Here is a 13,723-nt window from a genome sequence, read left to right as displayed (position 1 = left end):
GCAGCGATCGGCGGCCGACATCCCGTAGGGTCGGCCAATGGCGAAGTACTTCGACGTGCACCCAGAGTCCCCCCAGCCGCGCACCATCAGCACCGTGGCCGACAGCGTCCGGTCCGGGGCTCTCATCGCGTACCCGACCGACTCCTGTTTCGCCCTGGGCTGCCGACTGGACAACCACGAGGGCCTGGAGCGGATCCGCTCGATCCGGCGCCTCGGCGAGCGGCACCACTTCACCCTGATGTGCGAGGACTTCGCGCAGCTCGGGCAGTTCGTCCAGCTCGACAACTACGTCTTCCGGGCCGTCAAGGCGGCGACCCCGGGCAGCTACACCTTCATCCTCCCCGCCACCAAGGAGGTTCCGCGCCGGCTGCTGCACCCGAAGAAGAAGACGGTGGGCGTCCGGATCCCCGACCACGCCGTCACCCGGGCGCTGCTCGCCGAACTCGGCGAGCCGCTGGTCTCCAGCACCCTGATCCTGCCCGGCGAGGACGAGCCGATGACCCAGGGGTGGGAGATCAAGGAGCGGCTGGACCACGTGCTGGACGCCGTGGTGGACTCCGGCGAATGCGGAACCGAACCGACCACGGTGATCGACTTCTCCGACGGGGAGGCGGAGATCGTCCGGCGCGGGGCGGGCGACCCGGCACGCTTCGAGTGAGCGCTGACGGGGGCGGTGTCGGGTGAGGGCTCTCGGGTGAGGCTGCGGCGCCGGTCTCAGCGGTGGCGGAGGTCCACGAAGGCCCCCGCCAGGCCGCCGAGCGAGACGGCCGGGACGAGCGACGCGTCCCAGGGCTGACCGCCCGCCACTCCCGAGACCACCACCAGGGCGAGGACGGCGACGCCCGTCACCCGTGCCGGGACCGAGCGCGGCACCAGCGGTAAGGGCTTGCCGTTTCGCCGTTGTCGGGCCAGTTTGATGATGAGCAGGAGTACTGCGACCGCGAGCAGCGGCGGCGCCATGTCGTGGGTCATGGCGCCAGGATGTCATGGACGGTGAAGAGTTGTTCGAGTTGGGCGGGGTCGTCGGTCCGGAACACGGCCGCTTCCACGGCGAGTTGGAGGTCAGGGCCGTGCAGCCATTCGGCGAGGGCACGGTACGCGGAGCTCTGTTTGTCCCAGAAGGCGTTCGAGGGTTCGAGCCACCCGGCGAGGGCGAGCTCGTGCAGCCGCTCCACGGCCGTCGGGGTCGCCAGGCGGGCCCATTCTGCTAGCCGGTCACCGGTGCGGTCCGGGTCGGCGGCGGCGAGGGCACAGAGGACGGACTCGGCGTCCCACCACTCCTCGGCGTTGTGGAGGGCGTCCGACCAGAGTGCGTCCAGGAGCCGGCGCAGGTACCCGGCCTCCGGCCAGTGGTACCAGCCGGCCCGGGCGAGCTTGACGCCGACCACTTCCAGGTCGGGGACGGTGAGTTCGCCGGTCAGAACGAGTTGGAGGATGCGGGGGCGAAGTAGCGGAAGTAGCCGGGCGAGCCGACGGTGCTCAGCGCCGAGGTGGCGTAGTGCGTCAGCTCGTCCGGCCCCAGCCGCTCGCGCGGGGTACGGAGCAGGGTCTCGATCCCGGCCGGCGCGTTGCAGCACGGGCAGGCGTCGATGCCGGTGCGGCGCGGGGCCGTTGCGAACGCGGCGGGGAGCCCGTTGACGAGGTCCTGCAGTGCGGTGCCGTCCATGATGGACACCATTGGACGCGCCCTCAGCGACTGGCCGACAAGTTGAGCAGCAGGCGGAGGGCGTCGTCGGAGGGGGTGCCGGGGTCGGCGGTGTAGGTGACGAGGGCCTGGTCGGGGTCGTCGGCGGGGCGGAGGGTGTCGTAGGTGAGGTCGAGGAGGCCGGCGACGGGGTGGTGGAAGCGTTTGCGGCCGGAGGTCTTGTCGGCGACCGGGTGTTCGGCCCAGAAGGCGTTGAACTCCGGACTGCCGAGGCAGAGTTGGCCGATGAGCTCGGCGAGGCGGGGGTCGTCGGGGCGGCGGCCGGCCTCCAGGTGGAGGAAGGCGACGTTCTCCCGGGCGCAGGTGGACCAGTCGGCGAAGAGGTCGCGGGAGGCCGGGTCGAGGAAGGTGATGCGGGCGATGTTGCGGTGTTCGGGCGGGAGGGCTCCGTAGTCGCCGAAGACGGCTGCCGCGGCCCGGTTCCAGGCCAGGATGTCCATCCGGTGGCCCATCACCACGGCCGGTGTGCCGTCGAGTCGGTCGAGCAGGCGCAGCAGGGAGGGGCGGGGCTGCTGGCGCGCGGTGGGGCGGCGGCGCACGCGGCCGGACGGGCGGGCGAGGCGGTGGAGGTGGCCGGACTCGTCGGGGGCCAGGCGCAGGGCTCGGGCGACGGCGTCGAGGACGGCTTCGGAGGGGTTGCCGACGCGGCCCTGTTCGAGGCGGGTGTAGTAGTCGACGCTGACCCCGGCCAGGTGGGCGAGTTCCTCTCGGCGCAGGCCGGCGACCCGGCGCCGGCCGCCGTAGTCGGGGAGGTCGACCGGCGGGCCGGAGGGCGGCACGGCGGGTGCGGAGGAAGTCGCTGAGGGCGGTGGTCGGGTTCACGGAGACGATTCTGACCCGTCGGGCGCCCCCGTGCCTGGCCCCGGCAGGACCAGGCACGGGCACGGGCACGGGTACCGGTACGGACCCGGGTACCGGTACGACCGCGGCCTCAGCCGGTGAGCGACGGGAAGGCGGGGACGAGGCCGCCGTCGATCACGAGGTCCTGCCCGGTGATGTACGAGGACCGCTCGGAGAGCAGGAACGCCACGGTCTCCGCGACGTCCTCGGGCCGCCCGAGCCGGCCGAGCGGGACCTGGGCGCGGATCGGCTCGTGGTCGGCCGGGTCGGGGACGGCGGCGTGGAACGTCGGCGAGGCGGGCGAGGTCGGCGGGCATCGTGACGTCGGCGCGGACGGTGAGCAGGCGCTCCTCGGGTCGCTCGGCGGCATCGCGGCTCCCGGCGGCATCGCGGCCCCCGGCGGCGAGTTCCTCGGCGGCACGGGCCAGGCGGGCGTCGTCGCGGCCGGTGATCACGACCCGGGCGCCGGAGGCGAGGAGGAGGCGGGCGGTGGCGAGGCCCATGCCGCTGGTGCCGCCGGTGACGAGGACAGTGGCGTGGGAGGTGGGATCGGTGGCGTTCATGGCCCCACCCTCACGGCGGGCGCCGGCACGGTACCAGGCCCCGCCCGACCCCGGGTGCGCCGGGACCACCCTCGGGAACGGGTCGGGAACAGATCCGTTCACCGCCGGGTTGGGGCATGGCGACGAGCTTGCAGCACACCCGAACAGCGAGGGCTTTCCCATGAAGATCGGCATCATCGGTGCGGGCAACATCGGCGGCAACCTGACGCGGCGTCTGACCGCGCTCGGGCACGACGTCTCGGTGGCGAACTCGCGCGGTCCGGAGTCGCTGAAGGCGCTCGTGGAGGAGACGGGCGCTAAGGCGGTGACGGCCACCGAGGCGGCGAAGGGCGCGCAGGTCGTGGTGGTGACGGTGCCGCTGAAGAACGTGCCGGACCTGCCCGCCGGGCTGCTCGACGGCGCCGCCGAGGACGTGGCGGTGATCGACACCGGCAACTACTACCCCAAGGAGCGGGACGGCCGGATCGACGCGATCGAGGACGGCGGGCTGACGGAGAGCCGCTGGACGGAGCAGCACCTCGGCCACCGGGTGGTCAAGGTGTTCAACGGCACCTACGCGCAGGACCTGCTGGAGCGGCCCCGCCCGGCGGGTGACCCGGAGCGGCTGGCCGTACCGGTCGCCTCGGACGACGAGGCCGCGAAGCAGGTCGTGCGGGCACTGGTCGACGAGTTGGGCTTCGACACCGTGGACGCGGGCGGCATCGACGATTCCTGGCGCCAGCAGCCGGCCACCCCGGTGTACGGGCTGCGCGCCGGGGTCGAGGCCGTGAAGCGGGCGCTCGCGGAGGCGTCCCCGGAGCGCCCGGCGGCCCACCGGGCCTGAGCCCCCGTCCGGCGGATCCGCCCGGACAGGGACTCGGTCAGCGGAGTCGGCGCGCCCCCTCGGCCGGTACGGCGGTGAGGGCGCGCGGCTCGGCGGGACCGGCCGTACTCCCCCGCACCACCAGCTCGGCGGCCAGTTCCACCCCCGCCGGGGGCGGCCCGGCTCCGCGCACCTGGTCGAGCAGCCGCTCGACCAGCGCGGCGGCGATCGCCCCCAGCGGCAGCCGCACCGAGGTCAGCGCCGGGTGCAGATGGCGGCAGAGCGGAGTGTCGTGGAAGCCGGTGACCGCGATCCCGCGCGGCCCGACCGCCAGTCCCTCCGCCCGCACCGCCTCGTACACGTCCAGCGCCAGCAGGTCGCTGCCCGCCGCGACGGCCGTCGGCGGCTCCGGCCCGCGCAGCAACTCCCGTACGCCCGCCGCCTCCGGACCGGGGGCGGTGACGGCGGCCAGCCCCAGCCGGCGCGACTCGGCCAGGAAGCCCGCCCGGCGCGCCGCCATCCACGGCAGGTCCTCGGAGCCGCCGAGGTACCCGATCCGCCGGTGGCCGAGCGCCGCGAGGTGGCGCACCACGGCGGCCGTCGCCGCGTCGTTGGCGATGTCCACCCAGTGCTGCGGCTGCGCGGGCCCGGTCCGCCCGAAGGTGACGAACGGTACGCCGAGCCGGGCGACGTGCTCGACCCGGGCGTCCTCGGCGAGCACGTCCGCCAGCACCAGTCCGTCCACCTGGCGGGCCGCCACCAGTTCGTCGATGGCGGCCGTCGGGTCCGCCGCGCCCCGGGCCCGGCGGAACAGCAGCACCCGCCAGCCCTGCTCCCCGGCGGCGTCGACCAGGGCCTCCAGGAACCCGGCCATCAGCGGGTTGGGGTCGTGGGGGTCGTCCGCCGGGGCGAGGTAGCCGATGGTGCGGCGGGCGCCGCTGCGCAGCGAGCGGGCCGACTGGTCGGGCTGGTAGCCGAGTTCACGGATCATCGCGGTCACCCGCTCCAGCGTCTCCGGGCGGACCCGGTGCGGGGCGTTGAGCGCGTTGGACACGGTCTGCCTGGAGACCCCGGCCGCTCTCGCGACATCCTCGATGGTGGTGGCGCCGCGGCGCGGCCGGTGTGCTCCCTCGGGCGGCATGCGGTCCTCCAGGCGGTGCGGCTCGGTCGGGCGTGCTGCTCGGTCAGGCGTGTGATCCGGGCGGAGGGCTCGATCGGAGCAGCACGGTCAGGCGCGGCGCAGCGTCAGCAGACCGCCGCGCGGCACGGGGATCGGGGCGGCGAGGCCGAGTTCGACCTCGCCCTCGCGGACGATACGCCCCCTGGCGTCCCGCACGGTCGCCACGGCCGTCCCGCTGCCGCCGGTCAGCCGCACGTCCGGGTCGGCGTCGGCGTTGGCCACCAGCAGGGTCCGCCAGCCGTCGCCGGAGGCGTCCACCGGCAGGGCGGCGTACCGGGCGACCGCGACGGTGTCCCCGCCCAGTGCCGTCACCAGCGGGTATCCGAGGTCCGGGCGGGACGGTCGCAGCTCGCCGAGCTGCAGGGTGTCCAGGTGGGTGCGGAAGACGCCGAGCCAGAAGGCGATCGCCTCGCGCTGGGCCGGGCTCTGCGCGGCGAGGTCGACGGAGACCTGCGGCACCGAGAACAGCACGTTGATCAGGTGGCAGGCGATCTGCTCGGGCGGCTCGGCCGGGTGCCACATCAGCATGTCGGAGTGGACCGGGACGGGCCCGGCGGCGAGCCGCAGGTCGACCGTCCGCTGCCGGTTCTCCTGGGGGCCGAGCGGGCAGTCGGTGGCGCGGATCATGGTGACGTACGGCCACAGCGCCGGGCTCACGTACGGCTGGCGGTACTCGACCATCGCCTGCGGGTCCGCCGCGGTGATCCGGTGGCGGATGGCGGCGAGCAGTCGCTGCACGCCCTCGTCCACGCTCGCGCAGTCCGCCTCGGGACCGGCGGCGGGGGCCGGCCCGCGGGAGAACCAGTCGACGAAGTCGACCTTGAGCCCGTCCGTGCCCCACTCCTCGACGGCCCGGGCGAGCCGGTCGGTGAGGAAGTCGCGGACCTCCGGGTAGCGCGGGTCGGCCACGACCGCGCCCAGGTGGGCGGCGTCGGCGAGGGCGTGGCGGCCGAGCTTCCCGAAAGCGGCGCTGTCCTTGCCGATGAACGGCAGGGCGTACCAGAGCAGGTAGCGCACGCCGAGCCCGTTCACCCGGGCGACGTGGGCGGCGGTGTCGGGCAGTGACACCGGCTCCCAGTCGCCGCAGTGGGCGTAGCCGCGGGTGCGGTCGGCGGTCATCCAGCCGTCGTCCACGATGATCACGTCCAGGCCGAGCGCCTTGCCGAGCGCCGCCTGGGCCTCGACGCGCTCCGGCGTGACGTCCTGGTGCATCGAGTACCAGGTCGAGTAGGCGGGCCGGCGGGCGGCGTCGGGGATGTCCACGGTTCGGCCCTCCCCCCACCAGGCGGCGAGGTCGGCCAGGCAGCGGGCGAAGTGCCGCCCCGAGGTGTCGATCCGTACGGTGAGTTCGCCGTCGGCCTGGGCCCAGAACCGGAACTCGCCGGTCTCCTCGACCACTCCCGCCCCCGCCAGCACGTCGGGGCGCCCGGCGGCGAAGGCGCACAGCGCGACGTCCCCGGTGCCGACCAGCGCGGCGATCGGTGCGCCCGCGGCGAGGCCGGTGCGGCGCGGCGCGCTCCAGGCGGCGGGCAGCCAGCCGGTGCCGCGCGGCTCCGGGGTCCAGAAGGCGGTGGCGTCCACGCAGGGCACCCGCCACTCGATCCGTACCGGCCCGGCGTCGCGCGCGGTCACCTCGACCACCCCGTCCGCGACCGGCCGGGCGGTGGCCGCTCCGCTCGCTGCGAGGCTCGCCCCGAGGCTCGCCCCGAGGTCCGGGCCCTCGGCGTGCAACGGGCGCAGGCCGCCGGCAGCGGCGGGGGCGTGCGGCTCCCAGATGTCGGTCCCGGTCATGCTGCTCAGCCTTTCGTGGCGCCGGCCAGCAGGCCGGAGATGAACTGCCGCTGGAGGACCAGGAAGAGGACCATCATCGGCAGGGTGGACAGGGCGGTGCCGGAGAGGATCGCGCCGTAGTCGGTGGTGGCCTTGTTGCCGTACAGCGTCGCGAGGGCGACCGGCAGGGTGTGCATGTCCGGACTGCGCAGTGCGATCAGCGGCCAGACGAACTGGTTCCAGGAGCCCAGGAAGAGGAAGATCGAGAGCGCGGCGAGCACCGGTCGCATGACCGGGACGACGACGTTCCACAGCACCCGGAACTCGCCCGCGCCGTCGACCCTCGCGGCGTCCAGGAGTTCGTCCGGCAGGCCGGCCAGCGACTGGCGCATCAGGAAGACGGCGAAGGGCACGCACAGTCCGGGCAGGATGATCGCCTGGTAGGAGTCGAGCAGGCCGAAGCTCGTCATCATCTTGAACAGCGGTACCAGCATGACCTGTTCGGGCACCACGAGGGTGGAGAGCAGCAGCGCGAACAGCAGGGTGCGGCCGCGGAAGCGGAACTTGGCGAAGGCGTAGCCGGCCAGCAGGGCGACGACCAGCGCGCCGACGGTCTGGATCCCGGCCACCAGCAGGGAGTTGGCGATCGCCCGGAGCAGGCCGATCCTCTCGTCGAGGCGGTGCAGGTTGGCGCCGAGACCCCCGCCGGGCAGCAGGTGCGGCGGCCAGTCGAAGATCTCGGTGTCCTTGCGGGTGGTGGAGATCAGCAGCCAGTAGAAGGGGGCGACGGAGAGGCCGGTGAGGCCGGCGAGGAGGAAGGTCAGCGGCCAGCCGCGGAGCTTCACGCGGTTCATCGGTCCTTCTCCCCCATCAGGCGCATCTGGACCGCGCCGAGCACCGACACCAGCAGCGTGAGCGCGTAGGCGATGGCGGAGGCGTAGCCGAAGTCGAAGTACCGGAAGCCGTTCTGGTACAGGTACATGGAGACGGTCAGGCTCGCGTTGTCCGGGCCGCCGCCGGTCAGCACGTACGGCTCGTCGAAGAGTTGGAGCGTGCCGATGGTGGACAGCACGACGGTGAACAGCAGGACGGGGCGCAGCGCGGGAACGGTGATCGCGGTGAAGCGGCGGACCGGTCCGGCGCCGTCGACCATCGCGGCCTCGTACAGGTCCTTCGGGATGCCCTGGAGGCCGGCCAGGTAGATGACGGCGTTGTAGCCGGTGTAGTGCCAGGTGAGCACCAGGACGACGGCCATCCGCGCCCAGAACGGCTGGCCGAGCCAGTCGACGGCGGGCAGGCCGACGGTCTCCAGCAGCCGGTTCACCGCGCCGTCGTCCGTCCTGAGCAGGAAGGCGAACATCACGCCGGTGGCGACCAGGCCGGTGACGGCGGGCATGAAGACACCCAGCCGCCAGACCGCCCGCCAGCGCACCAGGACGGAGTTGATGCCGACGGCCGTCAGCAGGGCGAGCGCCAGCATCAGCGGGACCTGGACGACGAGGATCTCGGCGGTGTTGCGCAGGGCCGTCCAGAACAGCGGATCGTCCAGCAGGCGGCGGTAGTTGGCGAGTCCGGCGGCGCGGGTGGCGCTGCCGGCGCCGGTGGTGAAGGAGAGCAGCAGGGAGTCGACGATCGGGTAGGCCTTGAACACGCCGAAGGTGACCAGGGCCGGGGCGAGCAGCAGGTACGGCAGCGCGGCACGGCGGCGGCGGGCGCTCCGGCTCGTCCGTAAGGTCATCCTGGCGGGTTTCGCGGTCGGCGTCACGGCCGGGGCGGTGGCGGTGGTCGTCATGCGATCGTGCGTCCGGTCTGCTGGGCGAGCCGCCCGGCGGCGTCCTGGAGGACGGCGGCCGGGTCGCCGGACTCGAGGAAGACCTTGGTCTGGGCGTCGCCGACGACCTTGAGGGCGCGGGCGTAGTCGCCGGAGTAGTTGGTCGGGTCTCCGCCGTCGACGGCGAGGTCCGCGAAGGTCTTCAGGACGGGCTGGCCGCCGAAGTACGGGCGGGGCGCGGAGTACAACGGGTCGGAGTAGGCCGCGGTGAGCGCGGGGAAGACACCGCCGGCGGCGAACATGGCGTTGACGGAGGCCGGGCGGGTGAGCGCGTACTCGACGAACTTCCAGGCGGCGCGGCGGCGCGGGCTGGAGGCCGAGACGGCCAGGTGGGTGGAGTTCACCAGGGCGGTGCGCTTGCCGCCGGGGGTGACGGCCGGGGGCTTGGCGAGGCGCCAGTTGCCGCTCTGGCCGGGGAACTTGGCCTCCAGGTAGTGCGCGGCCCAGGCGGGCATCGGGGCGACGGCGAGCTTGCCCGCCTTCATCAGGGTGGCCCAGCCCTGGTCGCCGGGGGCGTCGGCGACCAGCCCGGCCGCGTCCAGGCGCCGGACGATGGCCAGGGCGCGGACGTCCGGCTCGGAACCGAGGGTGATCCTCCCCTGGAGGTCGAAGTAGAAGGCACCCTGGAGCTGCATGAGGGACTGCAGGAAGTCGAGGTCGGGGTCGGGGTTGGCGGCCTTGTTGATGCCGATGAGGGAGATGCCGGGGTTGGCGGCCTTGAAGCGGTCGGCGACGGCGATCAGGTCGTCCCAGGTGGCGAGGGTGGTCGGGTCGATGCCCGCCTTGTCGAAGCAGTCCTGGCGGTAGAAGAAGCCGAGCGGGTTGACTTCCCAGGGCAGGGCGTGGACATGGCCGTCCTCGCCGGTGACGACCGGCCACAGGCCCTTGGCGAACGCGTCCTGGTGGGCCGTCGCGCCGAACTGCGAGAGGTCGGCGAGGCCGCCGGGGAACTTGTCCACGTAGCCGGGCAGGTAGTCGCAGCCGATGTGCAGCACGTCGCCGAGCCCCTGGCCGCCGGCCGCGAGACCGACGGTGATCTTGTCCCAGATGGCCGGGTTGCCGATGTCCTGGACGTCGACCTTGATGCCGGGGTTGTCCTTCTCGAACGCCGGGACCACTCCGCGCAGCGCGGCGGCGGCGGTGGCCCAGGACCAGACGGTGACCGTCCCGGTCTCCGCGTCCCCGCCCGAACCCCCGCCCGGATCGGCGCCGCCACAGGCCGCGAGGCCACCACCGGCGGCCAGCGCGAGCAGTCCGGCTCCGGAGGCACGGAGCAGGTCGCGACGGGAAAGGTGTGACATTGCATTCCTCCTGATGGGATGGCGCCGGACGAAGACGGGGCAGGGGCAGTGCGCTCGAAGGCCGTCGGCTTGAACGTTCAAACCCACAAAATAGACCACAACCCAACAGGTTCACACGAGCGGCAGCCAGCAAACGCCCACCCTCCCCACCCCGTCAACCCCTCCGCCCCGGAAGCCCCGTCTCCGCAACCGTTCCGTTATGAGTCGCTCGGTCGAGCGCGGCGGACTCGGAGGTTTGACGGGCCGTAAACGAAGGGGGCAGGCGGCCGTTCGCTCGGACGGGTTCGAGGTACCGGCGTGCTGCGAGGCGCGGGTTAGAGATCGTTCTGAACTTCTGACGAGCCATTGAGGCCGGGCCGGCCCCGCGCCTACACTCGCCCGGCCGTGACCTTGTGTCCCGGAGCCCCCTCGCGTACCCGGTGTCGCACGATCCGGCCCGGGTACCGGCCTTTGTCCCCCAACCCACCCTCGTGGAGGACCACTTGAAGGCTCCAAGCATGCGTCGAACACTCCTGGCAGGGGTGAGCGGCCTGGCCCTCGCGGCCTCCGGCGCGCTCGCCGTGCCGACGGTCACCAGTGCCGCCGCCGTCGGCTACCCGGTGGTGCACCCCGCGGTGGCCGACTACAGCCAGGTCTCGACCGGCACCACTCCCCCCACCCCGGCGCAGTGCGCGTCGGCGGGCCGCCGTTGCTTCAGTCCGCAGGGCATCCGGGCCGCCTACAACCTGGGCCCGCTGTACGCCAACGGTTTCGACGGCCGGGGCCAGACGATCGCGATCTTCGACTCGTACGGCAGCGACACCATGGCGCACGACCTGCACGTGTTCGACCAGGCCTTCGGTGTCAACGCGATGTGCGGCGAGGAGGGCGTGGCCTGCCAGCCCGGCATGCCGACCTTCAGCGAGCTGCACGTCCAGGGCGACCCGGGCACCACCGCGCCGCCGTCCACCAGCCGGGGCACCGGCCAGGAGAGCAAGGCCGCCTGGGCGCTGGAGGTCGCGCTCGACGTCGAGACGGCGCACGCCATGGCCCCCGGCGCCAACATCCTGCTGGTCAGCACCCCCACCGCCGAGACGCTCGGCGTCCAGGGCCTGCCCGCTCTGATGAACGCCGAGCAGTACGTGGTCGACCACCACCTGGCGAACGTCATCTCCCAGTCCTTCGCCTCCGCCGAGGGCGCGTTCGCCAGCAGCCAGTCGATCGAGCCGCTGCGGCACGCCTTCAAGTCGGCGGCGCTGAACGGGGTCACGGTGCTCGGCTCGTCCGGCGACAACGGCACGGCCGGCTCGGTGAAGACCCCGGTGAAGTCGGGCGGCTCGACCCTCCCCTACCCGTCCGTCGAGTGGCCGGCCTCCGACCCGCTGGTGACCGGCGTCGGCGGCACCTTCCTGTGCACCGACCCCGGCGCGACCGCCGGCCGGACCGTGGACAGCACCGACAACCCGGCCGCCTGCCGGACCAACGCCGGTGCGGCCGAGGTCGGTTGGAGCGGATCGGGCGGCGGGTTCAGCCAGGTCTTCGACAAGCCCGGCTACCAGTCGGCGCTGCCCGCCGGCTCCACCGCGATCGGCGCCAAGCGCGGCGTTCCGGACGTGGCCCTCCAGGCCTCGCCCGGCACCGGCGCACTGGTCTACCTGTCGCTGCCGCCGGACGGCTCCTCCGGCCTCAAGTGCGGTGCCACGCCGTGCAGCACGGGCTGGTACGACATCGGCGGCACCTCGCTGTCCTGCCCGCAGTGGGCCGGCCTGGTGTCGATCGCGGACCAGATCAACGGCGGCGGCCTCGGCCAGATCAACCCGGCCCTGTACAAGCTGGCCACCGACCCGGCCGCGTACGCGGCCGACTTCGACGACGTGACCCTCGGCAACAACACCACCGACCCCACGGTGCCCGGCTACTCGGCCACCACCGGATGGGACCCGATCACCGGCCTCGGCACGCCCAACGCGGCGAAGCTGCTGCCCGACCTGGTCAGCGCGGCCCACGCGGGGTGAGCCCGACACCCTCGAGGACGTCGCACTGAGGACGTCGCCCCGCCGAGCCGCTGCTCGGCGGGGCGACGTCGTTGGCAGGGGAGTCGGCCGCGACCGGTGGCGGTGCGGCACATGCCGCAGGGGCGAAGCGTGGGGATCCGGTCCATGTCCCCGGCCCGACCGGGCACTTCATGCTTCACCTCACGGTCTCCGCCCCCACCCACCCTGGAGCCCCGCCATGGACCGACCCGCACGCAGGCGCAGCCTGGTGGCCCGCGCCGTGCTCGCCCTCACCCTCGCCCTCGCTTCCGCCATCGGCATTCCCGCCGCGCTCGGCGCCGCCCCGGCCGCAGCCGCCACCGCCACCGCCACCGCCACCGCCACCGCCACCGGCGGGACGTACCAGCAGGTGAGCGACTTCGGCTCTAACCCCGGCAACCTCGCGATGTACACCTACGTCCCGGCCGGCCTGCCGACCGGAGCACCCCTGGTGGTCGCCCTGCACGGTTGCGGCCAGAGCGCGAACGACTACTACACCGGCTCCGGCTGGCCGAAGTACGCGGACGCGTACCGCTTCGCCGTGGTCCTCCCGCAGACCGACCCCGGCAACAACCCGCTGTCCTGTTTCAGCTGGTTCGACTCGTCCAAGGACACCCGCGGCAACGGCGAGGCCGCGTCCGTCGTGCAGATGGTGAGCAGGGCCGAGTCGCTCTACGGCTCGGACTCGCGCCGGGTGTTCGTCACCGGCCTGTCCGCGGGCGGCGGCCTGACCGCCGACCTGCTGGCCGACTACCCCGACGTGTTCGCCGGCGGCGCCGTCGACTCGGGCCTCCCGGCCCAGTGCGCCGGCACCCAGGCCGCCGCGTCCGGCTGTCAGAACGGCAGCCAGAACCTCACCCCGGCCCAGTGGGGCGACAAGGTCCGCAGTTCCGATCCGGGGTACACCGGCCCGTGGCCGCGGGTGGCGATCTGGCAGGGCACCGCCGACTACACCGTCCGGCCGGTCAACGGCACCGAGCTGCGCGACCAGTGGACCGACGTATGGGGCATCGGCCGGACCCCGTCCACCACCCGGAGCCTTCCCGGCGGCACCACCCTGACCACCTACGACGACGGTAACGGCAACCCGGCCGTCGAGCTGTACTCCGTGTCCGGCATGGGCCACGGCCTGGCCGTCGCCCCGGGCTCCGGCCCCGACCAGTGCGGCACGGCGGGCGCGTACTTCCTGAACACGATCTGCTCCAGCTACTACACCGCCCAGTTCTGGGGCCTCGCCACCCCGGTGAGCGGAAGCGGGCTCCCGGCCCCGAGCGGGCTCACCGTCACCGGTACCACGGCCGACTCGGTCTCGCTCTCCTGGAACCCCGTCGGCGGCGCGGCCTCCTACGAGGTCTACCGGGGCGGCACGAGGGCCGGCACCGGGGCCGTCACCGGCACCACCTACACCGACACCGGCCTGACCGCCGGCACCCCGTACGACTACACCGTCGCGGCCGTCGACTCCTCCGGCACCGTCGGCGCCCGCTCCGCCGCCGTCCGGGCCACCACCAGCGGCCGGGCACCGGCCTGCTACACCACCGACAACTACCACCAGACCCTGGCCGGGCGGGCCCACCAGAGCGGCGGCTACACGTACGCCAACGGCTCCGGCCAGAACATGGGCCTGTGGAACCTCCTCGTCACCCACACCCTGGAGGAGACCTCCCCCGGCTACTACGTGATCGCCGACTCGGGCTGCCCGGCGTGAGCGCCCTCACC

Annotated in this window: 14 protein-coding genes and 1 pseudogene; 4 read left to right on the top strand and 11 right to left on the bottom strand. The window is 73.4% G+C overall.

The features are described from left to right. Positions 1 to 37: 37 nt before the first annotated feature. Entirely contained in the window at positions 38 to 658 is a 621-nt protein-coding gene (locus BOQ63_RS35195) for an L-threonylcarbamoyladenylate synthase (RefSeq protein WP_030552509.1), read from the top strand. Positions 659 to 714: 56 nt separating this feature from the next. Here BOQ63_RS35195 and BOQ63_RS35190 read toward each other — a convergent pair whose 3' ends face one another. The 6 genes and pseudogenes from BOQ63_RS35190 to BOQ63_RS35165 form a co-directional block, all read right to left on the bottom strand. After that, complete coding sequence (locus BOQ63_RS35190; RefSeq protein ID WP_030279941.1) at positions 715 to 972, bottom strand: hypothetical protein; 258 nt, start codon at positions 970 to 972, stop codon at positions 715 to 717. Further along, entirely contained in the window at positions 969 to 1,388 is a 420-nt protein-coding gene (locus BOQ63_RS35185; RefSeq protein ID WP_072655608.1) for a hypothetical protein, read from the bottom strand. Before BOQ63_RS35185 ends, BOQ63_RS35190 begins: the two co-directional genes overlap by 4 nt. A gap of 29 nt (positions 1,389 to 1,417) precedes the next feature. Further along, positions 1,418 to 1,666 carry a hypothetical protein gene (locus BOQ63_RS35180; RefSeq protein WP_143174828.1) on the bottom strand — a complete coding sequence of 83 codons (249 nt, stop codon included), beginning with the start codon at positions 1,664 to 1,666 and terminating at the stop codon, positions 1,418 to 1,420. 23 nt (positions 1,667 to 1,689) lie between these two features. Beyond that, on the bottom strand, positions 1,690 to 2,484 hold the full coding sequence (locus tag BOQ63_RS35175; protein ID WP_223886125.1) for a helix-turn-helix domain-containing protein: 795 nt from the start codon (positions 2,482 to 2,484) through the stop codon (positions 1,690 to 1,692). 152 nt (positions 2,485 to 2,636) lie between these two features. Beyond that, positions 2,637 to 2,915, bottom strand: coding sequence for an SDR family oxidoreductase (locus BOQ63_RS35170; protein ID WP_318299388.1), 279 nt, complete (start codon positions 2,913 to 2,915; stop codon positions 2,637 to 2,639). After that, a pseudogene (locus BOQ63_RS35165) lies at positions 2,893 to 3,048 on the bottom strand (hypothetical protein); the annotation flags it as partial. The pseudogene BOQ63_RS35165 and the gene BOQ63_RS35170, both read right to left, overlap by 23 nt. A 220-nt stretch (positions 3,049 to 3,268) precedes the next feature. On the opposite strand from BOQ63_RS35165, the gene BOQ63_RS35160 reads away from it, so the two are divergent. Next, on the top strand, positions 3,269 to 3,931 hold the full coding sequence (locus tag BOQ63_RS35160) for an NADPH-dependent F420 reductase (RefSeq protein ID WP_030279946.1): 663 nt from the start codon (positions 3,269 to 3,271) through the stop codon (positions 3,929 to 3,931). Positions 3,932 to 3,968: 37 nt separating this feature from the next. Here the strand turns inward: BOQ63_RS35160 and BOQ63_RS35155 are convergent, their stop codons facing one another. From BOQ63_RS35155 to BOQ63_RS35135, 5 genes are all read right to left on the bottom strand, one after another. Continuing rightward, positions 3,969 to 5,051, bottom strand: coding sequence for a LacI family DNA-binding transcriptional regulator (locus tag BOQ63_RS35155; RefSeq protein ID WP_046386890.1), 1,083 nt, complete (start codon positions 5,049 to 5,051; stop codon positions 3,969 to 3,971). 87 nt (positions 5,052 to 5,138) lie between these two features. Beyond that, entirely contained in the window at positions 5,139 to 6,881 is a 1,743-nt protein-coding gene (locus BOQ63_RS35150; protein WP_046386889.1) for a glycoside hydrolase family 36 protein, read from the bottom strand. 5 nt (positions 6,882 to 6,886) lie between these two features. After that, positions 6,887 to 7,714 (bottom strand): carbohydrate ABC transporter permease, encoded by an 828-nt coding sequence (locus BOQ63_RS35145; RefSeq protein ID WP_030279952.1) that lies wholly within the window; start codon positions 7,712 to 7,714, stop codon positions 6,887 to 6,889. Continuing rightward, on the bottom strand, positions 7,711 to 8,652 hold the full coding sequence (locus BOQ63_RS35140) for a carbohydrate ABC transporter permease (RefSeq protein WP_030279954.1): 942 nt from the start codon (positions 8,650 to 8,652) through the stop codon (positions 7,711 to 7,713). Before BOQ63_RS35140 ends, BOQ63_RS35145 begins: the two co-directional genes overlap by 4 nt. Next, positions 8,649 to 9,992 carry an extracellular solute-binding protein gene (locus BOQ63_RS35135; protein WP_030279956.1) on the bottom strand — a complete coding sequence of 448 codons (1,344 nt, stop codon included), beginning with the start codon at positions 9,990 to 9,992 and terminating at the stop codon, positions 8,649 to 8,651. The genes BOQ63_RS35140 and BOQ63_RS35135 overlap by 4 nt, the downstream gene beginning before the upstream one ends. Before the next feature lie 497 nt (positions 9,993 to 10,489). Here BOQ63_RS35135 and BOQ63_RS35130 point away from each other — a divergent pair, with 497 nt between their 5' ends. Next, a complete protein-coding gene (locus BOQ63_RS35130; RefSeq protein ID WP_143174827.1) occupies positions 10,490 to 11,986 on the top strand; it encodes a S53 family peptidase in 1,497 nt (498 codons plus the stop codon). A 217-nt stretch (positions 11,987 to 12,203) separates the two neighbouring features. Then, positions 12,204 to 13,712 carry an extracellular catalytic domain type 1 short-chain-length polyhydroxyalkanoate depolymerase gene (locus BOQ63_RS35125; RefSeq protein WP_150476231.1) on the top strand — a complete coding sequence of 503 codons (1,509 nt, stop codon included), beginning with the start codon at positions 12,204 to 12,206 and terminating at the stop codon, positions 13,710 to 13,712. Positions 13,713 to 13,723: the final 11 nt, after the last annotated feature.

Source organism: Streptomyces viridifaciens (assembly GCF_001888885.2).
GTDB classification, from domain to species: domain Bacteria; phylum Actinomycetota; class Actinomycetes; order Streptomycetales; family Streptomycetaceae; genus Kitasatospora; species Kitasatospora aureofaciens.
Note: the sequence above shows the minus strand (reverse complement) of the source record. Positions and strands in the feature narration are given on the sequence as shown.